This window comes from Promicromonospora sp. NPDC023805, assembly GCF_040639635.1.
Taxonomy (GTDB): domain Bacteria; phylum Actinomycetota; class Actinomycetes; order Actinomycetales; family Cellulomonadaceae; genus Promicromonospora.
In genome coordinates this window covers 114,020-134,314 of record NZ_JBFAAH010000018.1, presented here as the reverse complement: position 1 = coordinate 134,314, position 20,295 = coordinate 114,020, and the positions used below count along the sequence as shown (strand labels likewise).

Genomic DNA, 20,295 nt, shown 5'->3' with positions numbered 1-20,295 from the left:
CTCCACCATCGAACGCGGCAAGAGCCGCAACGACGACCTCGCCAACGCCTACCGCGACTGGCTCCTGACCGCTTGACACGAGATAGGAGCATCACACGGCCGTCGCGGCCCGCCCGGCCCGCGCGGTCACCGCTGCCCCTGACCGGCACACGACGCCGGATGCGCGAGCGGAGCTGTGATATCCCGCGTCACGGCCGCCCACCTAATCTCAGCGCATGACGAAGCACAGCGCGGTGTTCCGTGTACTGGCCCTCGCCCTCGCCACCTCGTTCACCACTACGTGCCTCGCGGTCGGGGTGGCTCCGCCGTCGCAGGCCGAGGAGGCCGGCGCGGTCACCGCGCTACCGGGCTCCGTGCCCCGCTACGAGGAGTACGTCGCCCTCGGCGACTCCTGGACCGCCGACGTCGTGCTGCTCGACAGCCGCGGCGTCCCGGACACCCGCTACACGCCGCTCGGCTGCGCACAGTCCAAGGTCAACTATCCCAAGCTCGTCGAGCAGACGATCCGGCCCTCGACGTTCCGCGACGCCTCGTGCGGGGCCGCGACCACCGAGCACTTCGCGAACAGCCAGAGTGTGCTGCTCGGCACCAACGAGCCGCAGTTCGCGCGCCTCACGGCGACCACCGACCTCGTCACCGTGGGCATCGGCGGGAACGACGCCGGTATCGCGGCCGCGGGCCTCGACTGCCTCGGTCTCGTGCCGCTCACGCCGATCACCGACATCGGCATCGGCCTCCCGCTGGGCGGCTGCAAGGCCAAGTACACCCGCGGCGGCGTGGACCAGCTCAGCCAGCAGATCAGCGCGTCGGAGGACAAGCTCGTCGCCGCGTTCGAGGGCATCCGGGCGATCTCTCCGAACGCACGCATCCTCGCGGTCAACTACATGGACGTCGTGCCCGACCACGGCTGCTTTCCCCGGCTCGCCGCCTCCGACACCGACATGAAGTACATCTCGGGGAAGTTCCGCGAGCTCAACGCGATGATCGACCGGGCAGCCGCGCGCGCCGCTGTCGAGGTGGTCGACACATTCGCCTCGACGGGCGGCCATGACCTCTGCACCGGACCGTTCGTCCGGTACGCGGAGGCGTACGGGCTGTCGCTCAACGGGCTGGCCGTCGGCGTTCCCGCGCACCCGAACTCGGCGGGTGCCGAGGCTCAGGCACGTGCGGTGATCGCCCACCTCGAAGGGTGAGCCGGCCGGCGTCGGCGCAACCTCGGCGCCGACGCCGTTCCGGTCAAGCGTTCCGGTCGGCGAACGCACTGCGCAGCCGGGCGGGTGTCGTACCGAGCGTCACGCGCACGGTCCTGGTCAGGTGCGCCTGATCGGCGAAGCCCAGGTCCCCCGCGATGGCGGCCAGGTCGTCGTCGCCGGCCTCCAGCCGGGCCAGCACCCGGCTCACGCGTACCCGGTTGCGGAACCTGGTGAGGCTGACGCCGGTCTCGGTCACGAAGCTCCGGCTGAGGTGTCCGGGCGACACCTTCAGCGCACGGGCGAGGCTCACCAGGTCGTGCGATGCGGGTGCGTCGTCCAGGACGGCCTCGCGCGCGTGCACGACGAGCCGCGCCCGGGAAGCGCGGGCGGCGGGCGTCCGGGCGGCCCCGCCGTCGTCCGACGCCGAGGTACGAGCCGCGGCCGTCACCGTGCGGACCAGGCGTTCGGCGGGGTCCGCGGCGTCGTGCGGCGTCCGGAGCAGGAGCCGGTGGGCCAGCTCGGCGACACCGTCGACCCGCACCGTGGTGGACGTGGGCCGGTCGCCGACGATCTCGTGCCAGAGCGTGGCGCCGACCGAGACGAACGTGCACACGTCACCGCCTGAAGGATGCGCGAAACGCTGGTCCAGACCCGGGATCTGCGTGTAGCCCTGTGTGACGTCCACCGCCTGCTCGACGCCGCCGTTCACCAGCCGGAAGTACCCCCGCCGGGCGAGGACGAGGCCGAACGTCTCGACCGGCTCGGCCGCGGACCATCCGCGGTGGTCGTCCGAGCACGCCACGACCCGCACCGAGTACTCGGGTGCGGTGAGGACTGACGTGGCGCGGCGCACGACCCCACCGTAGGCGGGGTCACCGACACTCCGGCCCGACCCCGAGGCCGGTCGGGCCCAGGGCGGTCCGGGCACCGAACAAGGATCTTCAAGACTGCCGCCGCCCGCCGTCGGACCCTGGGGCCATGCGGAAGCCCCTGCTCCTCGCGGTACTTCTCACCGCCCAGACCATGGCCTCGATGGACGGCTCCATCGCCAACGTCGCGCTGCCCGCGATCCAGCGGGACCTGGGCGCGACGGGCGCGGTGCGTGGTGGCCGTGGTCGCGACCGGTGCCACACCGTGGATTCTCGCGCCGCTCCTCGTCCTGGGAGGGGCTGGTCACGCGAGCGGATACAGCCCGCTGATCGCAAGCCTGTCCGGCATGGTCCCACCGCACCGGGCGTCCGCGTTCTCCGCGCTCAACACCACTGGTCCGCTCGTTGCGCAGACGGTAGCGATCGCCGCCATCGGCGGGATCTACCTGGCAGCGGGCCTGCCCTGGGCGCTCGGTACGACGGCGGTGACGCTCCTGGTCGGAGCGGGCTGCGCGGCGGTCAGCCGGCGACCCAGCGAGCAGCGAGGCTGAGCGCCTTCTCCGCGGCGTCCGGTCCGCTGCTCGCAGTGGCGCCCAGATCTCCGGCCGCGGCCAGGCCCGCCGCGAAGCCCACCGCGTAGGTGGTGACCGGTGCGGCCGGCCGGGCGACGGCGTGCGCCGCGTCGCGCGCGAGGTCGAGCACGGCCCCGACGTCGACCGTTCCTGGAGGGAGCCCGAGCTCCGCCTCCAGCGCCTCCACCCAGCTGTCGAGGTCTGTCATCTCGGGTCCTTCCGGTAGTCGTCGGTCGCGGCGCCGAGGCGCTCCGCGTCCGCGGGGGTGTCGATGTCGTCGCTCCAGCCTGCCCGGTCCGGTACTTCCGCGCAGCGAAGCTCGCCGACCAGGCGTTTCATCGAGGCGCCGGCCGGCTCGATACCGGCGAGCGCCGACAGCAGGGCGGCACGGCGGTAGATCCCTACCAGCCACTGGGCCCGGCCCTCGCGCACCAGGTACGCGCCGTCCGTGGGTTCACGTGAAACGGCCTGCTCCAGGAGCGCGATCGCTCCCGCGGCGTGCGGCACGTCCACCGCCAGGACCAGGACCCATGGCGCACCCGCTGCGGGAAGGGCTCGCAGCCCCGCGGCGAGGCCCGCGACCGGACCGCCGAACGGCGGGTCCTCCTGGGTGAGCACTGGTCGCGGGTGGACGCCGGTCAGCGCGTCGGCGAGCTCCGGTGGCCCCACCACCACTGCTGTTCGGGCTCGGCTGCTCGCCGTGAGCGCCCGGTCGAGCAGCCGCTCACCCTCGACGACGAGCCCGGCCTTGGCGGTGTCGCCCAGCCGGTCGGTGCCGCCCAGCCTGGTAGCCCGTCCGCCGGCCAGCACGACGGCGTCGTACGTGAGCCCCGCGGACGGCTCGGTGTGCTTCGTCATCGCAGCATCAGCACCTGGACGATGTCCCCGGTACGCACCTTCTCGATGTCCGGCGGGACGAACGCCAGGCCGTCGGCGGTGGCGAGTGCGGACAGCGAGTGGTGGGATCCCGCGGGCACGACACCGACGGATCCCGGCGCGGTACCGCCGACGTCGGGCAGCGGAGCGAGCCGGACCGGGACGACGAGCAGCCGCCCGGGCGAACCGGACCAGCCGGCCGCGGCGGCGAGTGGTACCGCCCGGGGTGTGTTGCTCTGCGTAGACGTTGTCGACTCTGAGCAACACACTCCGGATGTGTGGTGTCGCCCCGGTGCCTCCGCGCCGCGGAGGCGGTCGATCGCCGGGCGTGCGAAAAGCTCGAACGATGCGTACGCGCCCACCGGGTTGCCCGGCAGCGCCAGCCACGGCACACCGCCCCAGCGCGCCAGCGCCTGCGGCTTGCCGGGGGACATGGCGACGGTGGCGACGTCGACGTCGGTCACTCCCGAGCCACCGTCCGAACCGGGAGCCGCCGCAAGGACCTCCCGGACCACATCCGCTGCGCCCGCCGACACACCCCCGGCGGTCACGATCAGATCGGCGCCCCCACCGTCGGCGTCGGCGCGTACCGCCTGGTCGAGTACCCGGCGGAGCTCCGCCGGGTCGTCTGTCACGGGCCCGAGCCGGACCACGTCGGCACCCGCCGCGCGGACCGCCGCCGCGAGCATCGGCCCGTTGGAGTCGGTGATCTGTCCCGGCCCGAGCGCACCGCCGATCGGCACCAGTTCCGACCCGGTGGAGATGACGGCGACCAGCGGCCGGCGTCGGACCGCGACGTGCACCGTGCCCGACGCCGCGAGCGCGCCCACCAGCGCAGCCGTCACCTCGGTCCCGGCATGCGCGAGTAGCTGCCCCTGGCGCACGTCCTCGCCCGCGCACCGGACGTGCGGCCGGGACTGCCTGGCGAGCGTCACCGACCCCTCCGCCCGGGGTGCACCCGCGACGAACCGGCCGGTCGAGGTGCGCTCCACGGGGACAACTGCGTCCGCACCGGGCGGAAGCGGGGCGCCGGTCATGATCCGTACCGCCTGCCCTGCGCCGACCTCGGTCGGGCCGCTCGGCCCCGCCGCGACGTCGCCGGTCACCTGGAGGGTCACCTGGCTCCCGTCGGGCGGCAGGTCGGCCAGCCGCACCGCATACCCGTCCATCGCGGCGCCGTCGAACGGCGGGACGGACACGGAGGCATACAGATCCTCGGTGAGGACCGAGCCGAGCGCGTCCTCCAGGGCCTGAGCTCCGGCGCGCAGCGGCGCGACGAGGGCGAGCACACGCTCGACGTGCTCGGTGACGCTGCGCGCCTGCGGCTCCATGGTCCGACCATAGGACAGCGGGACGCGAAGGTGGTTTCGGAGCCCGCACAACCTGTTGCCGGGAGGTGTGAGCAGCGATAATCGGGCCCATGCGCCTTCACCACGTCCAGGTTGTCTGCCCGCCCGGCGGCGAGGATGCCGCCCGACGCTTCTACGGCGAAGGCCTCGGCCTCACGGAGGTCCCGCGACCGCCGGGGCTCGCGGGCCGGGCGCTCTGCTGGTTCCGGGACTTCGACGACGAGGGCCGCACGACCGCCGAGATCCACGTGGGCGTGCAGGAGCCGTTCGAGCCCGCGCGCAAGGCCCACCCGGCTCTCGTGGCCGACTCCGTTGCGCACCTGGAGTCCATCGGCGCCCGCCTGGAGGCGCTCGGCTTCGAGCTCACCTGGAAGGACCGCCACACCTTCGACGGCTACGAGCGTTTCCACACCTTCGACGGCGCGGGCAACCGCGTGGAGGTCCTGACGCCGGTCACGTGACGTAGCCACCAGGACCGCCATGTGGATGCTTCAACACCCTCACACGGCGCGTCGGTACGCTGTGCGTTCTTCCTTACGGTCGATTAACTGCTCTTTGTCGGGCGATGAAACACCGCCTCCCTAGGTTCCTACCTGTCGGTCCGACGTCGGGCCGGCCCCGGATTCGGCGCTTGTCGGTCCGGGCGCGCCCGGCGTCGTCGGGCATTCGCCCATGCAGGAGGACAACGTGTCCACTCCGACCACGCACGACGACCAGACCTCGGCCGCGAGCGAGCCCACGAGCTCGACCGCCACCGACGCGGCGCCGAAGTCAGCAGTCCAGCGGTACACCGGACGCTGGATCGACCACTGGGATCCCGAGGACAAGACCCTCTGGGAGGACGGCGGACGCCGGACCGCCCGACGGAACCTCGCGCTCTCGATCTTCGCGGAGTTCCTCGGCTTCGGCGCCTGGGCCCTGTGGTCCATCGTCGTGCCGCAGCTGCCCGCCGCGGGCTTCGACCTCACCGTCGACCAGATGTTCTGGCTCATCTCCGTACCGGCCCTCGTCGGCGCGACGCTCCGCATCCCCTACACGTTCGCCGTCCCCGTGTTCGGCGGCCGTAACTGGACCATCGTCTCGGCGCTGCTCCTGCTGCTGCCGATCGGCGCGCTGATGCTCACCGTCAGCGATCCGACCACCCCGTTCCCCCTGCTGCTCGGCGCCGCGGCGCTCGCGGGCCTGGGCGGCGGCAACTTCGCGTCCTCGATGGCGAACATCTCGTTCTTCTTCCCCGAGAAGGAGAAGGGCGCGGCCCTCGGCTGGAACGCCGCCGGCGGCAACATCGGCACGGCGGCCGTGCAGCTCGCGGTCCCGCTCGTCATCGTGACCGGTGCGGGCGTCGCGCTCGACCGGGCCGGGCTCATCTTCATCCCGTTCATCCTGCTCGCCGCGTTCCTCGCCTGGCGCTGGATGGACAACCTCACCGAGGCGAAGGCGGACCCCCGCTCGTTCGGTGTGGCGGTCAAGAACAAGCACACGTGGATCATCAGCTTCATCTACATCGGCACGTTCGGTTCGTTCATCGGGTACGCGGGAGCCTTCCCAACGCTGCTCAAGGGCCAGTTCCCGGACGTCGCGATCCCGCTCGCGTTCATGGGCGCCCTCGTCGGCTCGATCTCCCGGCCGCTCGGCGGCATCCTCGCCGACCGCGTGGGCGGGGTGGCCGTGACCCTCGGGTCCTTCACCGTGATGGCCCTCGGTGCGATGGGTGCGATCTACGCCCTCGGCACCGGGAGCTTCGCGATGTTCTTCGGCTCGTTCCTCATCCTGTTCGTCGCGACCGGCATGGGCAACGGCTCGGTCTACCGAATGATCCCGGCGGTGTTCAAGGTGAGCGGCGCGACGGCGAAGGCGGCGGCCGGGTGCATCGGCATCGCCGGCGCGATCGGCGCCTTCGGTGGGTTCCTCATCCCGCGCGGGTTCGCGCTGTCCACCACGGTGGCCGGGTCGCTCGTGCCCGCGCTGTGGGTCTTCATCGGGGTGTACGCCGCGATGGCCTTCGTGTGCTGGTTCGTCTACGGACGCGGTGCCATGGCAGAGGCTCGGGTCTGAACATGCTTGCTTCCCCCGGAACCGCCGTCGACTCACACTGCCCCTACTGCGCGCTGCAGTGCGGGATGTCGCTGACGCGGCCCCGCACGGACGCGACGGCCGCACCAGAGGTGCAGCCCCGCGACTTCCCCACGAACCGGGGCGGGCTGTGCCAGAAGGGGTGGACGTCGGCAGCGGTGCTCGGGGTCTCGGACCGGCTCGTCACCCCGCTGGTCCGGGGTGAGTCCGGCGAGCTGGAGCCGGTGAGCTGGGATGCGGCGCTCGACCTGGTCGCGTCCCGGCTCGCCGGCCTGGCCGCCGAGCACGGCCCGGAGTCCGTAGCGGTGTTCGGCGGCGGCGGGCTGACCAACGAGAAGGCGTACGCGCTCGGCAAGTTCGCGCGGACAGTGCTGCGCACGCCGAACATCGACTACAACGGCCGGTTCTGCATGGCCTCCGCGGCAGCCGGGATGAACCGGGCCTTCGGCGTCGACCGCGGGCTGCCGTTCCCGCTGGCGGACCTCGGAGGCGCGCAGGCGGTGCTGCTCCTCGGCTCCAACCTCGCCGAGACCATGCCGCCGGCCGTGCAGCACCTCGCCGGGGCGCGGGCGGCGGGCGGGCTCGTCGTCGTCGACCCGCGGCGGTCGGCGACGGTCCGGCTGACGGGCGACCCTTCGACGGGACAGCCGGCAGAGGGCGTGCACCTCGCGCCGGTGCCGGGCACGGACCTCGCGGTGCTGCTCGGACTCCTGCACGTGGTGCTCGCGGAAGGCCTCGCCGACCGCGAGTACCTCGAGCAGCGCACCACCGGGTTCGACGACGTCGCCCGGTCGGTCGCCGGCTGGTGGCCGGAGCGCGTCGAGTCGGTCTCCGGTGTACCCGCCGACGAGCTCCGGCGCGTGGCCCGGCTGCTGGCCGCGGCCGCACCCGTCCACGGCGGCGCCGGCGCGTACGTGCTGACCGGCCGCGGCGTCGAGCAGTCGACGCAGGGCACCGCGACCGTCACGGCGTCGATCAACCTGGCGCTCGCGCTCGGCCTGCCGGGCCGGGTCGGTTCCGGCTACGGCGCCATCACCGGACAGGGCAACGGGCAGGGCGGCCGCGAGCACGGGCAGAAGGCCGACCAGCTTCCGGGCTACCGCAAGATCGACGACCCGGCGGCGCGCGAGCACGTCGCCGCAGTCTGGGGCGTCGACCCGGAGACGCTGCCCGGACCCGGCCTCCCCGCGGTGCAGCTGCTCAGGTCCCTCGGAACGCCGACGGGCCCGCGCGCGATGCTCGTGCACGGCTCCAACCTCGTGGTCAGCGCCCCCAACGCGAACCGCGTGATCGACCGCCTGAAGAGCCTCGACCTCCTTGTCGTCTGCGACTTCGTCCCGAGCGAGACGGCGCTGCTGGCCGACGTCGTGCTGCCGGTGACGCAGTGGGCCGAGGAGGAGGGCACCATGACGTCGCTCGAGGGCCGGGTCATCCGCCGTCGGGCCGTCGTGGCGCCGCCGGGCGAGGCCCGCTCGGAGCTGTGGATCCTCGCCGAGCTGGCGCGCCGGCTGGGCGCACCCGAGGACCTCGCCTTCCCGACCGACCCTGCGGTGGTGTTCGACGAGCTGGCCAGGGCCTCCGCCGGCGGCCCCGCCGACTACTCCGGGCTCTCCCACGCCCGGCTCGACGCCGACGAGGCGTCCGGCGGCCCGGGCCTGTTCTGGCCGGTCCCCGCCCTGCCCTCCGAGGTGTCAGACACACAGGTCACCGGAGTGACCCCTGCGTCTGACACGGGCGAGCACCCGGGCACGCCTCGGCTCTTCGCCGACCGGTTCGCCACGCCTGACGGGCGGGCGCGCATGGTCGCCGTCGACCACGTGGGACCGAGCGACGAGGTGCGGCCCGGTGCGCCGTTCTACCTGGTCACGGGCCGGGTGCTGCAGCACTACCAGTCCGGCGCACAGACGCACCGCGTCGCGGAGCTGGAGCGCCTCGTCGCCGAGCCGTACGTCGAGCTGCACCCGGTGCTGGGCTTCCGCATCGGCGTGCCCGACGGCGCCCGTGTGCGCCTCACCAGCTCCCGCGGCCAGGTCGAGGCCACTGCCCGCTGGACCGACGCCGTCCGCCCCGACACCGTCTTCATGCCGTTCCACTGGAGCGGCATCGGATCCGTCAACCAGGTCACCACCGACGCGACCGACCCGATCTCCGGCATGCCGGAGTTCAAGGTCTGCGCCGTGGACGTCACGCCTGTGCCCGCCGCCTTGCCGGTCGAGCCTGTCGAAACCCATCTCGACAGGCCCGACCAGCGGGGAGAGCGGGACGCCGCTCGCCGAAAGAAGGAGCTCTCGACATGAACCTACGTGTCCCCGTGAAGGTCGTGGTGGTGGGCTTCGGGATGGTCGGATCGCGGCTCGTCGACGAGCTGCTCCGGCGCGAGCCCGAGGCGTTCGACATCACCGTGCTCGGCTCCGAGCCGTACGAGCCGTACAACCGGGTGCTGCTCAGCGACGTGGTGGCCGGCCGTACCGACGTCGCAGCCATCACCATGCCCCTGCCCGACGGCGCCCGGGTCAGCGTCCTCCGGGGCGTCACCGCGACCTCGATCGACCGCGAGTCACGCGTGGTGACCGCCGACGACGGCTCGACGCACCCGTACGACCACGTCGTGCTCGCGACCGGCGCGGCGGCCCGCATCCCGCCGATCCCGGGCCTGCGCACGGCCGACGGCGGCCTGCCCGCGGGCGTGCACGCGCTGCGCACCCTCGACGACGCCCGCGAGATCGTCGCCGCCACCGTCAACTCGCCGCGTGCGGTGGTGGTCGGCGGCGGTGTGCTGGGGCTCGAAGCCGCCGTGGGGCTCGCGGGCCGCGGGCTCAGCGTGACCCTTGTCCACAACGTGCAGTCGCTCATGGAGCGTCAGCTCGACCCGGAGGCCGCCGCCGTCGTCCGGTCCGGACTGGAGGGGCAGGGCGTCACGGTACTGCCGAACTGCCTGTCCAGCGAGGTGCTCGTCGCGGGCGGCCGGGCGGTGGGGATCCGGGTCAAGGACAACGCGGACCGGGTCTCGACCGGCGACGGGGGCTCGGGCCAGCGCGACGAGGTGGTCGCCGCCCGGCTCATCATCTTCTCCGTAGGCACCATCCCCGAGACCGGCCTCGCCGCGGCGGCGGGGCTGTCGACGGACCGGGGCATCGTCGTCGGCTACGACCTCGCCAGCCCTGACGACCCGCGCGTGCACGCGATCGGCGACTGCGCGCAGCCGCCGAACGGCTCGCGCGGGCTCGTCGCCGAGGGCTGGGACCAGGCGCGTCGTCTGGCGGAGACCCTTGTGTCCCTGGTCGAGCCGGTCAACGCGCCGGTCGAGCCCGTGGGAACCCCTGCCGAGACCGTCCACCTCCGCCTGCCCCACGACGGCGCCCAGCCCAGCATGGCCGTACGCCTGGGAGCCCTGCTGACGGGCGGCGCCTCCCGCGCGCAGTCGGACCGGGGCATCGACACGCGGGGGACCGACGTCGTGAAGGTCAAGGCGGGGCCGCTCAGCGTCACCACCATGGGCGTCTGCGGGCCGTCGCGCCCGAACGGCCTGACCCAGCGGGCGGTCCGCCTGGCCGACCCGAGGGCGGGCCGGTACATCGAGGTGGTGGTGTCAGACGGGATCCTCGTGGGCGCCACCTGCGTGGGCGATCCGCGGGTCGCCGCCGACCTCACCGCCGCCTACACGCGCCGCACGCCGGTGCCGATGGACCCCGCGTTCCTCCTGCTGACGCCGGTGATGCAGACGGCGGCTCCGGCGTCGTCCCCCGAGCACATGCCGGACGACGCGGTGGTGTGCCGGTGCAACGGCGTGACCAAGGGCCATATCGCGGAGTCGTGCGGGTCGGGTGCGCACACGGTCGAGGAGGTCGTGCGCGAGACCCGGGCGACGACGGGCTGCGGGTCGTGCAAGGACGCGGTGTGCGGGCTGGTCGACTGGCTCAAGGAGAGCAAGGAGGCGGTCCCGGAGCCGGCGTGAGCTGAACCCGGAACCCGCGGATTAAAAGTCCGTTGCTCAGCGATCCGGCCCATAGCTCACGACAGGAGTGGGCCTGATCGTTGGGTGCGCGCGGAGCTTCGTCCGCCCGACCGGCAAGGCGAACTGCTTCTGACCGACAGGTTGGACCGGATCTGACCGACAGCTCGGTCCACGCCCTCGTGCATTTCTCGCGGCAGACGCTAACCTTGATGTTAGTAACTTCAATGTTACTAACATCGATGTTAGTGAGGTGGCGGATGCCGGGATACGTCGAGCGGCAGCAGCAGACTGTCGAGCTTCAGCACCTGTTCGACCAGGTGACCGGGACTACCGATCGCCCGGGCCGGGCAGTCTTGATCAGAGGGCGGCGCCGTGTCGGCAAGTCACGCCTCGTCGAGGAGTTCGTCGACTCGGCCGGGGTACCCAGCGTGTTCTTCACGGCGTCCGGTCGATCGATCAGAGATGACCTCGCGGCGTTCGCTGAGGACGTCGCAACCTCGACGTTGCCTGGCGCGGAACTCTTTGCGGGAGACCCGCCGTCGAGCTGGGACAACGCCTTCCGCCTGCTCGCAGCTGCGCTGCCGGCGGACGGGCCATCGATCGTGGTTCTGGACGAGCTCCCCTACGTGACGTCCGCAGACAACGGCTTCGAAGGAGTGCTGCAACGGCACTTTGACCGTGAGCTCAGCAGGCGACCTGTGCTCCTCATCGGGATCGGCTCCGACCTGGCGATGATGGAAGCGCTCAACGATTACGACCGGCCCTTCCATCAGAGGGCGACCGAGATGGTGGTGCCACCGCTGTCGCCTTCCGAGGTTGGGCGGATGCTCTCCCTCACAGCCGGTGACGCTCTGGACGCCTATCTCGTGACCGGTGGCTTCCCCTTGATCTGTCGTGACTGGGGGCAGGGCAACGACCTGTGGTCATTTCTCGAGTCAGCCCTCACACACGCGACGTCGTCGCTCCTGGTGAGCGCCGAGCGTTCGCTCGCTGCTGAGTTTCCAGGCGACGTTCAGGCCCGTCGGGTGCTGGAAGCGATCGGACAGGGGCAGAGGCGCTTCGGTGATATCGGCTCGAAGGCCGGAGACATCAAGGGCACTCCACTCACCAGATCGCTGGAGCTCCTGAGGGCAAAGCGTGTGGTCACAGCTGAGCGCCCACTCTCGCTCAAGACGTCGGCCGATACGAGATATCGGATCGATGATCCCTATCTGCTGTTCTGGCTCCGATTCCTTGGGCCCCACCTCGCCGAGGTCGAACGAGGCCGCGGCGACAGGGTCCTCCAGCGGATCCGTGACGAATGGACACGATGGCGCGGTCGTGCGATCGAGCCCGTGGTCCGGGAGTCGATCGCACGGATGTCCCACGAAGGCCTGCAGGTACCCGCTGACGCCTCGATGGCGGTGGGAGGATTCTGGAATCGCACCAACACCGTCGAGGTCGACCTCGTCCTGGCGGACAAGGAACCGGTTGCGAAGGAGGTCTTCGGCGTCGGCTCGGTCAAGTGGACCGCTAAGCCGTTCGGGGCCCGAGAACTCCAGGAACTGATCGCGCATCGAAGCCAGGTGCCAGGTGCTACGGAGGAAGCTGCTCTCGTCGTCGTCAGCAGAGCCGGTGTCGACGAGCGAGTTCGCGCGTCCGGAGCCGTGGTGCTCGGCCCTGACGAGTTGCTCGCCCAGTGGTCGTAGCCCTTGCGGGTGGAGACTGTGCGGCGCGGTCACCATGGCCATCTATCCTCGGCGCATGACTGGTCGTCTGGTGCTCATGTGCGGCCCTGCGGGCTCCGGGAAGTCCACGTTCGCACGGGAGCTGGAGGAAGCGGGCTATTTTCTGCTGTCCATCGACGGACTCGCGTGGGCGGCCGGCATCACCCAGGACCACCCGCTGCCCGACGGTGTCGCGGCAGGCCTGGACGCCGACCTGCGCTCGCGCCTGGAGCCGTTGTTGCGGGACGGGCGCGACGTCGTGGTCGACAGCTCGTTCTGGTCCCGTGCGGCGCGCGACGAGTATCGGGCGATCGGCGCGGCGCACGGAGTGATCGCGGAGACCGTCTTCGTGCGCGTGCCGCGCGAGGTCGCGCTCGAGCGGGTAGCGGCGCGCGAGGGAACCGGTCCGGGCGACGTCCGGCTCACGTCCGAGATAGCGGCCGCCTACTACGACGGCTTCGAGGTTCCGACGCCGGACGAGGGCCCACTGCGGATCGTCGCCGGATTCTGACGGCCCACGACGGTCACGCCGGGCGGGTCCACTCCAGCGTGTAGCGGAAGAACAGCCGACGGCGGATCCGCGCCTCCGGCAGCACCCGGCGCGCCACTTGGGCGATCTCCGCGAACGTCTCCGCGGGGTCTCGCACCGGCAGCGGCGGGCCGGCGTCGTCCACAGGCTTCGTGACCGGCTGTGGATGTTTGACCATCCCGACCTGCGGGTTGAGCAGCGACGACGGGACGTCCCAGACGAAGTCCGCCAGGCTCTCGGCCCGCGCCAGCCCGACGACGAGCAGCCGGCCGCCGGGTGCGAGCAGCTCGGACGCGTGCCGCAGTGCGGCCTCCAGCGGCATGTGGTGCAGCACAGCGATCATCGTGATCGTGTCGAACGCGCCGTCGACCTCCTCGAACCGGGCGTGGCGCACGCTCACCGAGGGACCACCGGCGAACCGCTCCGCCGAGACGGCGGCCATGGCTGCGGCGGCGTCGACGCCCAACACCTCGTCGAAACGTCCCCGCAGCCGGCTCAGCAGAAGGCCGGCGCCGCAGCCGACGTCGAGCGCCCGCCGCCGTCGGGCCGGAAGCCGCCGCAGGATCCAGCCGTGGAAGTGGTCGTTGTGGCTCCACGGGTGCCTGTCGTTGACCCGGCGGAGCCAGCGGCCGCCCGCGCGCACCAGCGGGTTGGGTACGGTCCGGATGTCCATGCCGCCCCACGGTAGCGGGCGCGAAACTTGGAATAGGCAAGGCCCGTTAATCCAAGTTTCGCCGAAACTTGGATTAGCGTGGGGTGCATGCTCCAAGTTCCTGTGTTCCAGCACGAGGACGAATACTGGGTGGCCGAGCCCGACGGCATGACGAGTCGTGCGCGGATGGCGGAGGCTTCCGGACCGTATCGCTCGACGGTCCCGCCGCAGATCGCGGACTGGGCGCCCGACGTCGCCGCTGACCTCGCGGCTGACACGGAGGAAGCGGCTGCCGCGCTGAGCAGGTTCGACGACTACGCCCGCGCAGTCCTCGGGGAGTCGAGCCCGTCTCTGGGGCCGATGAGTTCCATCCTGCTTCGGACCGAGTCCACGTCGTCCTCGCAGATCGAGGACCTGACAGTGGGCGCAAGGCAGCTCGCGCTGGCCGAGATCGACCAGTCGACGTCGGACAACGCACGGACCGTGGTCGCGAACGTCCGCGCCATGGAAGCGGCGCTCGACCTGGCGGACAGTCTCGACTCCGCCGCCGTGCTGGAGATGCACCGGGCGCTGTTGTCGGGCCAGCGAGGCTGGGAGGAGCACGCCGGCCAGTGGCGCGACCAGCTGGTGTGGATCGGGACGAGTTCCGTGAGTCCTCGCGGAGCGTCCCACGTGGCACCGCAGGCAGCGCTCGTACCGGGGGCGATGGAGGACCTGATGGCCTTCGTCCGCAGGGACGACCTCCCCGTCGTCGTTCAGGCTGCCGTGGCGCACGCGCAGTTCGAGAACATCCACCCGTTCTCGGACGGGAACGGCAGGACGGGGCGTGCGCTCGTGCACGCGATGTTGCGCGCCAAGCGGCTGGTGACGAGCACGACGGCGCCGGTATCGGCGGGTCTGCTGAAGGACACCGATCGGTACTTCCAAGCGCTCACGGCCTACCGCGACGGGAATGCGCGGCCGATCGTCGAGCAGTTCTCCGCCGCTTCGCGGTTCGCCGCGACCGCGGGGGCACGCTTGATCGACGACCTCGCGGCACAGCTCGAGCAGTCTCGAGACCGTATGACGGGACTGCGTCCTCAGGCTTCGGCGTGGAAGGTGCTTCCGCACCTGCTCTCTCACCCGGTGCTCAATGCGAGCTATCTGTCTGCCCAGGTAGGCATGGGGGGCCAGAGCGCACAGAATGCGCTCGGCCAGCTGGCCGACGCCGGCGTCCTGGAGGAGCGAACCGGCCTGCGCCGTAACCGGGTCTGGCAGCACCCGGGCATCCTCGGAGTCCTGGACCACTTCGCGCAGAGCCTGATCCGCGCCTGACCCGACTGCACTCACCGGCCCCCTCCCGGCTCTGTGAGGAAGATGTTCGGCCCGGGTAACGACCGGCGCACCAGCGCGAAAAGCCAGCACCCTACGGTCAAGTCATGGTCAACTCGGGCAATACTCAGCACCTCGTCGTGATCGGCGGCGGCATGGTCGCGCAGCGGCTCGTCGAGGCCCTGCGCGCCCGGGACGACGCCGGTCGCTACCACGTCACCGTCTTCGCGGAAGAGCCCCGCGTGCCCTACGACCGGGTAGGTCTGACCCGCTGGTTCGAGGACGGCGCCGAGGGCGTGGCCCTGGGCGACCCGGCCCTGTGGGCGGACCCCTACGTCACCCTGCACACCGACCGCAAGATCGACTCCATCGACCGCGAGGCCAAGACGGTCACCGACCGCCTCGGCAACGTCCACGCGTACGACGAGCTCGTGCTCGCCACCGGCTCCAGCGCCGCGATGCCGCCCATCCCGGGCAACGACCTGCCGGGCGTCTTCGTGTACCGCACCATCGACGACGTCGCCGCGCTGCGCGGCTGGGTGGAGCAGAAGCGCAAGAGCTACCCCGAGGGCAAGCCGGTCCGCGGCGCCGTGATCGGTGGCGGCCTGCTCGGCCTGGAGGCAGCCGGCGCGCTCACCGCGCTGGACGCGCAGGCCACCGTCATCGAGTTCGGCACCCACCTGATGGGCGTGCAGGTCGACCTCGGCGGCGGCCAGGCGCTCAAGCGCCTCATCAACGGCAAGGGCATCGGCGTCCGCGCCGAGACCGCGACCAGCCAGATGAAGCCGCACCGCCGCACCGGCCACGTCGGCCGGCTCGACTTCGCCGACGGCGGCCGGCTCGATGTCGACGTCGTGGTGGTCGCCACCGGCGTTCGCCCCCGGGACGAGCTCGCCCGCGCCGCGGGCCTGCCGGTAGGCGAGCGCGGCGGCGCCGTCGTCGACCTCTCGTGCCGCACCGAGGACCCGCACATCTGGGCAGTGGGCGAGGTGGCCTGCATCGAGGGCCGCTGCATCGGCCTCGTCGCGCCCGGCAACACGATGGCCGAGGTGGTCGTGGACCGGCTGCTCGGCGGCCTCGCCGAGTTCCCCGGCGCCGACACCGCGACCAAGCTCAAGCTCTCGGGCGTCGACGTCGCGTCGTTCGGCGACGCGCACGCCCGCACCGAGGACGCCGTCGAGGTCGTCTGGGCCGACCCGGTGGCCGGCGTCTACAAGAAGCTTGTCCTGTCCGACGACGCCCGCACCCTCCTGGGCGGCGTCTTCGTGGGCGACGCCGGACCGTACGCCAGCCTGCGCCCGATGCTCGGCGCGGAGCTGCCCGGAAACGACCCGAGCGCGTTCCTCCTCCCCGAGGGTGGCGGCGCCCCGAACCTGGAGCTGCCGGACGAGGCGAACGTCTGCTCCTGCAACAACGTCTCCGCCGGAGCCATCCGGGGCGCGGTCACCGAGCACCAGTGCACCGACGTCCCGGGCGTGAAGGCCTGCACGCGGGCCGGCACCACCTGCGGCGCGTGCCTGCCGCTCGTGAAGAAGCTTGTCGACACCGAGCTGGAGCGCGCGGGCATCGAGGTCAGTACCGCGCTGTGCGAGCACTTCGACCTGTCCCGCGCCCAGCTGTTCGACGCCGTCCGGGTCGCCGACCTGCACTCGTTCAGCGACATCGTCGCCCGGTTCGGGCAGCCGGACAGCCGCGGCTGCGACATCTGCAAGCCGGTCGTCGCGTCGATCCTGGCAAGCCTCGGCAACGGCCACATCCTGTCCGGCGAGCAGTCCACACTGCAGGACACCAACGACCACATGCTCGCCAACCTGCAGAAGGACGGCACGTACTCGGTGGTCCCACGGATGCCCGGCGGCGAGGTGACCCCCGAGGGCCTCATCACCGTGGGCCAGGTCGCCAAGGACTTCGGGCTGTACACGAAGATCACGGGCGGCCAGCGCATCGACATGTTCGGCGCCCGCGTCGAGCAGCTCCCGGACATCTGGCGCCGCCTGGTCGACGCCGGCTTCGAGTCGGGGCACGCCTACGGCAAGTCGCTGCGCACCGTGAAGTCGTGCGTCGGCTCCACGTGGTGCCGCTACGGCGTCCAGGACTCGGTAGGCATGGCCGTCGAGCTGGAGCTGCGCTACCGCGGCCTGCGCTCGCCGCACAAGCTCAAGATGGGCGTATCGGGCTGCGCCCGCGAGTGCGCAGAGGCGCGCGGCAAGGACGTGGGCGTCATCGCCACGGACAAGGGCTGGAACATCTACGTGGGCGGCAACGGCGGCCAGACGCCGCGGCACGCGAAGCTGCTCGCGGAGGACCTGACCTCCGAGGAGCTGCTGCGGACCATCGACCGCTTCCTCATGTACTACGTCCGGACGGCCGACCGCCTGCAGCGCACCGCGCCGTGGATCGAGGAGGTCGAGGGCGGCCTGGAGGGTGTGCGCGAGGTGATCATGGAGGACTCGCTCGGCATCTGCGCCGACCTGGACTCCGCCATGGCCCGCCACGTCGAGAACTACGAGGACGAGTGGAAGGCCGTGCTGGAGGACCCGGAGAAGCTGCGCCGGTTCTCGTCGTTCGTCAACGCCCCCAAGGACGCCGACCCGTCGCTCGCCTACGTCGAGGAGCGCGGCCAGCGCCGCCCCGCGACGGCGGAGGAGCGCGCGACCGGCGTCGTCATCGCGGGCCCGAAGCTGGAGGTACGAGCATGAGCGTCAACGACGTGTCAGAAGTAGAGGTCACCGGAGTGACCTGGGAGTCTGACAACTCGGCGGTCGCCCGGTGGGAGCGGGCCTGCCTGCTCACCGACCTCTTTCCCGAGCGCGGCGCGGCAGCGCTCTTCGGTGACGTGCAGGTGGCGCTCTTCCGCCTCGCGGAGGACCCGGCCGACCCGGCGCAGGGCGGGCGGGTGTACGCCGTCCAGAACCTCGACCCGTTCTCCGCGGCGCACGTGATGTCCCGCGGGATCGTGGGCACGCGGGCCGGCGTGCCCACCGTGGCCGCCCCGGTCTACAAGCAGGTGTTCTCCCTGGTCACCGGCGAGTGCCTCGCCGCGGCGGACAAGACTCCCAAGGGTGACCTGTCGCCGGACCTCGTGACCTACCCGGTAGAGGTCCGCGACGGCGTGGTCCACGTGGGCCTCCCGTGACCTTGTCAGAAGCACAGGTCACTCCGGTGACCCGTGTGTCTGACAAGTTGGGGCGGGTGACGCTCGTCGGGGGCGGGCCCGGGGCCGTGGATCTCCTGACCCTGCGGGCGTGGCGTGCGCTGCAGTCGGCGGACGTCGTGGTCGCGGACCGGTTGGGTCCGGTCGAGATCCTCGCCGAGCTCCCGCCGCACGTCCGCGTGGTCGACGTCGGCAAGGAGCCCGGCCGGCACCCCGTGCCGCAGGACCGCATCAACGAGATCCTCGTGGAACACGCGCTGGCGGGCGCACACGTGGTGCGGCTCAAGGGTGGCGACCCGTTCGTGCTGGGCAGGGGCGGCGAGGAGGTCATCGCGTGCGTGGCCGCCGGCGTGCCGGTCGAGGTGGTGCCCGGTGTGACGTCCGCCGTCGCCGTGCCCGGCCTGGCCGGTATCCCGCTCACCCACCGTGGGGTCACCACGGGCTTTCACGTGGTCTCCGGCCACTGCGCCGCCGGGCCGGACGGTGCGTCGGAACGGTCCGGACCGCTCGACGACGCGGCCGTGGCCTGCGTGCGCGATGCCACGGCTACTCTTGTAGTACTGATGGGGGTGCGGTCCCTCGGCGCGATAGTGGCGCAGTCCCTGGCCGCAGGCGCAGATCCCGCAACCCCGGTGGCGATCGTGGAGAACGGTTCCACCGCGGAACAGCGTGTCACCAGGGCGCGCCTCGACGAGGCGGCAGGCGTGGCAGCGGTTCGCGGGGTGCGGTCACCCGCGGTCGTCGTCATAGGCCACGTGGCAGCAGAAGGTCTCCTGGAGGGTACGAGTGAGCGACGTCTGGCAGGTGCCGGTGTCTGATGTCGTGGCGCCCGCGCACGCGCAGGCGACCCACCCGACGCTGGGCCAGGTCATGGCCGGGGCGACGGTCCTCGTCACCGCCGAACGCCGGGCCGCCGAGCTCGCGGCGGCCCTGGAGCGGCGTGGCGCCACGATCCGGCACGCGCCGGCGCTGAGCATGATCCCGCACGTCGACGACGAGACCCTGATCGGTGCGACCCGCGCCATCATCTCGGCCCCGCCGGACGTCCTGGTGGTCACCACCGGGATCGGCTTCCGTGCCTGGGTCGAGGCGGCCGACGCGCACGGTCTCGCCGAGCCGCTCCTCGAGCTGCTCGCCAGGACCCGGATCGTCGCGCGCGGCCCCAAGGCCCGCGGCGCCATCCAGGCCGCCGGCCTGCAGGCGGACTGGGTCGCCGAGTCCGAGACGTCCGCCGAGGTGGCGGAGGTGCTGCTCAGCGAGGGTGTGCAGGGTCTGCGCATCGCCATCCAGCACCACGGCGCGGGCGCCGACGGCCTGGACGAGGTGTTCGAGAAGGCCGGCGCGCAGGTCGCCAGCCTCGTGGTCTACCGGTGGGGACCGGCGCCCGATCCGGCGGCGCTGCGCGCCTCGGTGCACGCACTGGCCGACGGCGAGATCGACGCCGTCGTCTTCACCTCTGCCCCCGGCGCCGAGGCCTGGCTCCGGACCGTCGAGGAGGAGCGGCTGCTCGATCGGGTACGCGCCCGGTTCGTCGACGGCGGGACCGTCGCGGCCGCCGTCGGGCCCGTGACGGCGAAGCCGCTGGAGAGCCGGGGGATAGTGCCCCTGCAGCCCGAGCGCGGGCGGCTCGGGGCACTCGTCCGCGCGCTGGTCGGGCACTACGAGCACATCGACTCCGTGGCACTGGGCACGATCGCCGGATCGCTGGTGATCCGGGCCCGCGTCGCGGTGCTGGACGGAAAGGTGCTGCCCCTGTCGCCGACGGGTGTCGCGGTGCTGCGGCTGCTCGCCGCGGCCGAGGGCGACGTCGTACCGCGCGAGCAGGTGCTCGCCGCGCTGCCGGGCGACTCGCAGGACACACATGCCGCCGAGGTCGCGATCGCGCGCCTCCGCGAGGCGGCGGGCCGCCGCGACCTGATCCGCACGGTGGTCAAGCGGGGCTACCGCATCGAGCTGGCCTGACGCCCTCCTTCGAGGTCTAGGTTTCTCCCTTCTGAATCGGTTCAGAGCGGAGAAACCTAGACCTCGAAGGGGGGCGCGGCGCTTCCCGTCGCCC

The 20,295-nt window shown here is 71.9% G+C and carries 18 protein-coding genes; 13 read left to right on the top strand and 5 right to left on the bottom strand.

The window, feature by feature from the left end; genetic code table 11:
* Nucleotides 1-215: 215 nt before the first annotated feature.
* Nucleotides 216-1,193, top strand: a complete 978-nt coding sequence (locus tag AB0F70_RS18280) for an SGNH/GDSL hydrolase family protein (RefSeq protein WP_357451148.1) — start codon at nt 216-218, stop codon at nt 1,191-1,193.
* A gap of 43 nt (nt 1,194-1,236) precedes the next feature.
* On the opposite strand, the gene AB0F70_RS18275 is transcribed toward AB0F70_RS18280, so the two are convergent.
* Nucleotides 1,237-2,046 (bottom strand): AraC family transcriptional regulator, encoded by an 810-nt coding sequence (locus AB0F70_RS18275; protein ID WP_357451145.1) that lies wholly within the window; start codon nt 2,044-2,046, stop codon nt 1,237-1,239.
* Between the two features lie 363 nt (nt 2,047-2,409).
* Between AB0F70_RS18275 and AB0F70_RS18270 the strand changes: the two genes are divergently transcribed.
* Nucleotides 2,410-2,613, top strand: coding sequence for a hypothetical protein (locus AB0F70_RS18270; protein ID WP_357451142.1), 204 nt, complete (start codon nt 2,410-2,412; stop codon nt 2,611-2,613).
* Here the strand turns inward: AB0F70_RS18270 and AB0F70_RS18265 are convergent.
* The 3 genes from AB0F70_RS18265 to glp are packed head-to-tail and all read right to left on the bottom strand — an operon-like array spanning nt 2,582 to nt 4,841.
* Nucleotides 2,582-2,842: a DUF6457 domain-containing protein gene (locus AB0F70_RS18265; protein ID WP_357451139.1), complete on the bottom strand. Its 261-nt coding sequence runs from the start codon at nt 2,840-2,842 to the stop codon at nt 2,582-2,584. The genes AB0F70_RS18270 and AB0F70_RS18265 overlap by 32 nt on opposite strands.
* On the bottom strand, nt 2,839-3,492 hold the full coding sequence (locus AB0F70_RS18260) for a molybdenum cofactor guanylyltransferase (protein ID WP_357451136.1): 654 nt from the start codon (nt 3,490-3,492) through the stop codon (nt 2,839-2,841). The genes AB0F70_RS18265 and AB0F70_RS18260 overlap by 4 nt, the downstream gene beginning before the upstream one ends.
* A complete protein-coding gene (glp, locus tag AB0F70_RS18255) occupies nt 3,489-4,841 on the bottom strand; it encodes a gephyrin-like molybdotransferase Glp (RefSeq protein ID WP_357451133.1) in 1,353 nt (450 codons plus the stop codon). Before glp ends, AB0F70_RS18260 begins: the two co-directional genes overlap by 4 nt.
* A gap of 89 nt (nt 4,842-4,930) precedes the next feature.
* Here glp and AB0F70_RS18250 point away from each other — a divergent pair, with 89 nt between their 5' ends.
* From AB0F70_RS18250 to AB0F70_RS18225, 6 genes are all read left to right on the top strand, one after another.
* A complete protein-coding gene (locus AB0F70_RS18250; RefSeq protein WP_357451130.1) occupies nt 4,931-5,320 on the top strand; it encodes a VOC family protein in 390 nt (129 codons plus the stop codon).
* Between the two features lie 226 nt (nt 5,321-5,546).
* Complete coding sequence (locus tag AB0F70_RS18245; protein ID WP_357451127.1) at nt 5,547-6,914, top strand: MFS transporter; 1,368 nt, start codon at nt 5,547-5,549, stop codon at nt 6,912-6,914.
* Between the two features lie 2 nt (nt 6,915-6,916).
* On the top strand, nt 6,917-9,229 hold the full coding sequence (locus AB0F70_RS18240) for a molybdopterin oxidoreductase family protein (RefSeq protein WP_357451124.1): 2,313 nt from the start codon (nt 6,917-6,919) through the stop codon (nt 9,227-9,229).
* The gene (locus AB0F70_RS18235; protein ID WP_357451121.1) at nt 9,226-10,887 is read left to right on the top strand and encodes an FAD-dependent oxidoreductase; all 1,662 of its coding nucleotides are present in this window, start codon (nt 9,226-9,228) and stop codon (nt 10,885-10,887) included. The genes AB0F70_RS18240 and AB0F70_RS18235 overlap by 4 nt, the downstream gene beginning before the upstream one ends.
* 257 nt (nt 10,888-11,144) lie before the next feature.
* On the top strand, nt 11,145-12,575 hold the full coding sequence (locus AB0F70_RS18230) for a DUF234 domain-containing protein (protein ID WP_357451118.1): 1,431 nt from the start codon (nt 11,145-11,147) through the stop codon (nt 12,573-12,575).
* A 55-nt stretch (nt 12,576-12,630) separates the two neighbouring features.
* Nucleotides 12,631-13,104 (top strand): ATP-binding protein, encoded by a 474-nt coding sequence (locus AB0F70_RS18225; RefSeq protein WP_357451115.1) that lies wholly within the window; start codon nt 12,631-12,633, stop codon nt 13,102-13,104.
* A 13-nt stretch (nt 13,105-13,117) separates the two neighbouring features.
* On the opposite strand, the gene AB0F70_RS18220 is transcribed toward AB0F70_RS18225, so the two are convergent.
* On the bottom strand, nt 13,118-13,795 hold the full coding sequence (locus AB0F70_RS18220) for a class I SAM-dependent methyltransferase (protein WP_357451112.1): 678 nt from the start codon (nt 13,793-13,795) through the stop codon (nt 13,118-13,120).
* Nucleotides 13,796-13,882: 87 nt separating this feature from the next.
* Here AB0F70_RS18220 and AB0F70_RS18215 point away from each other — a divergent pair, with 87 nt between their 5' ends.
* From AB0F70_RS18215 to AB0F70_RS18195, 5 genes are all read left to right on the top strand, one after another.
* The gene (locus AB0F70_RS18215) at nt 13,883-15,088 is read left to right on the top strand and encodes a Fic family protein (protein WP_357451109.1); all 1,206 of its coding nucleotides are present in this window, start codon (nt 13,883-13,885) and stop codon (nt 15,086-15,088) included.
* Nucleotides 15,089-15,192: 104 nt separating this feature from the next.
* The gene (gene nirB / locus AB0F70_RS18210) at nt 15,193-17,784 is read left to right on the top strand and encodes a nitrite reductase large subunit NirB (RefSeq protein ID WP_357451106.1); all 2,592 of its coding nucleotides are present in this window, start codon (nt 15,193-15,195) and stop codon (nt 17,782-17,784) included.
* Complete coding sequence (gene nirD / locus AB0F70_RS18205; RefSeq protein WP_357451103.1) at nt 17,781-18,221, top strand: nitrite reductase small subunit NirD; 441 nt, start codon at nt 17,781-17,783, stop codon at nt 18,219-18,221. The genes nirB and nirD overlap by 4 nt, the downstream gene beginning before the upstream one ends.
* Nucleotides 18,222-18,256: 35 nt before the next feature.
* Nucleotides 18,257-19,057, top strand: a complete 801-nt coding sequence (gene cobA / locus AB0F70_RS18200) for a uroporphyrinogen-III C-methyltransferase (RefSeq protein ID WP_357451100.1) — start codon at nt 18,257-18,259, stop codon at nt 19,055-19,057.
* The gene (locus AB0F70_RS18195; RefSeq protein WP_357451097.1) at nt 19,026-20,201 is read left to right on the top strand and encodes a uroporphyrinogen-III synthase; all 1,176 of its coding nucleotides are present in this window, start codon (nt 19,026-19,028) and stop codon (nt 20,199-20,201) included. Before cobA ends, AB0F70_RS18195 begins: the two co-directional genes overlap by 32 nt.
* Nucleotides 20,202-20,295: the final 94 nt, after the last annotated feature.

Excerpts from the sequence above, each read along its gene's own strand:
- AB0F70_RS18240 (WP_357451124.1), top strand. The coding sequence starts at position 6,917 with ATGCTTGCTTCCCCCGGAACCGCCGTCGACTCACACTGCCCCTACTGC.
- AB0F70_RS18260 (WP_357451136.1), bottom strand. The coding sequence starts at position 3,492 with ATGACGAAGCACACCGAGCCGTCCGCGGGGCTCACGTACGACGCCGTC.
- nirB (WP_357451106.1), top strand. The coding sequence starts at position 15,193 with ATGGTCAACTCGGGCAATACTCAGCACCTCGTCGTGATCGGCGGCGGC.
- AB0F70_RS18230 (WP_357451118.1), top strand. The coding sequence starts at position 11,145 with ATGCCGGGATACGTCGAGCGGCAGCAGCAGACTGTCGAGCTTCAGCAC.
- AB0F70_RS18280 (WP_357451148.1), top strand. The coding sequence starts at position 216 with ATGACGAAGCACAGCGCGGTGTTCCGTGTACTGGCCCTCGCCCTCGCC.
- AB0F70_RS18270 (WP_357451142.1), top strand. The coding sequence starts at position 2,410 with ATGGTCCCACCGCACCGGGCGTCCGCGTTCTCCGCGCTCAACACCACT.
- AB0F70_RS18220 (WP_357451112.1), bottom strand. The coding sequence starts at position 13,795 with ATGGACATCCGGACCGTACCCAACCCGCTGGTGCGCGCGGGCGGCCGC.
- AB0F70_RS18235 (WP_357451121.1), top strand. The coding sequence starts at position 9,226 with ATGAACCTACGTGTCCCCGTGAAGGTCGTGGTGGTGGGCTTCGGGATG.
- AB0F70_RS18265 (WP_357451139.1), bottom strand. The coding sequence starts at position 2,842 with ATGACAGACCTCGACAGCTGGGTGGAGGCGCTGGAGGCGGAGCTCGGG.
- nirD (WP_357451103.1), top strand. The coding sequence starts at position 17,781 with ATGAGCGTCAACGACGTGTCAGAAGTAGAGGTCACCGGAGTGACCTGG.
- AB0F70_RS18250 (WP_357451130.1), top strand. The coding sequence starts at position 4,931 with ATGCGCCTTCACCACGTCCAGGTTGTCTGCCCGCCCGGCGGCGAGGAT.
- AB0F70_RS18215 (WP_357451109.1), top strand. The coding sequence starts at position 13,883 with ATGCTCCAAGTTCCTGTGTTCCAGCACGAGGACGAATACTGGGTGGCC.
- glp (WP_357451133.1), bottom strand. The coding sequence starts at position 4,841 with ATGGAGCCGCAGGCGCGCAGCGTCACCGAGCACGTCGAGCGTGTGCTC.
- AB0F70_RS18225 (WP_357451115.1), top strand. The coding sequence starts at position 12,631 with ATGACTGGTCGTCTGGTGCTCATGTGCGGCCCTGCGGGCTCCGGGAAG.